This is a genomic window from Vibrio hepatarius, from assembly GCF_001274785.1.
Lineage (GTDB): Bacteria > Pseudomonadota > Gammaproteobacteria > Enterobacterales > Vibrionaceae > Vibrio > Vibrio hepatarius.
The window spans coordinates 1-776 of record NZ_LHPI01000064.1 but is presented as its reverse complement, the minus strand read 5'-3'; the positions used below and the strand labels follow the sequence as shown (position 1 = coordinate 776).

Here is a 776-nt window from a genome sequence, read left to right as displayed (position 1 = left end):
ACAAGGCAAGCCTGAAACAGGTCCTGAATTAGATATATTTGCAGAAATCAATTAAATACTTATGAACAGCGAATATTACCAAGACACTACCTTTAACAGCAGAAATCGATATCATTTATCACCAGAAAGTGGCGATAATAATCTACTTACGAAATTTCTAAAGTCAGGCTCGCGAAAATTGCCTTTCAGTACTCCAACGAATGAAATTAGCACCAGAGTAGATACGGAAAATAAACCTGGGTTAATAGAAAGACTACGTAAAATAAAGCCAGAGCTTGAACCATTTTGGCATCATGAAGAGCTAGCCATCGAAAAGCCAAGCAATTACTTCCAAATATACCATCTCATATCAGTACTAGGTAAAGGAGCTATATTGATTATCCTTCCTTTATATTTGTTCGTATGTATTTTTTTTGGGTTGGTCTCTGAATCAAGTTTTATCGTCGGCTTTAACGAAGTGTTCTTACCATTTTTAAAATGGTTATTTATTCCCGCAGCTCTGCTTTGGTTACAAGCCGTACTAATTGATCGCGGTTATTGGACACCAACCTGGATAATGACTTCAAAAAAGGTGTTTACGCTTAATCGCAAAACAGGGATGGTTACTCTTTATAAAGGTAACGGTAAGGTACGTTACTCTCACCCATTAGTTGAATTTGATTGCGTACTAGTGAGCACGCCAAGCCAACAAGGATTGATGAACTACAGCCTAATGTTGGCACATCGATATAACGGCTCTACGCATGGTATCCCATTGAGTTTACTAGCGACACCGA

1 protein-coding gene is annotated in these 776 nt (G+C 38.1%); it reads left to right on the top strand.

Features of this window, described 5'->3' with window-relative positions:
• Positions 1-61 precede the first annotated feature (61 nt).
• Positions 62-776 (top strand): hypothetical protein (locus tag AKJ31_RS23155; protein WP_211263075.1); only part of this gene is annotated, 715 nt, incomplete at its 3' end.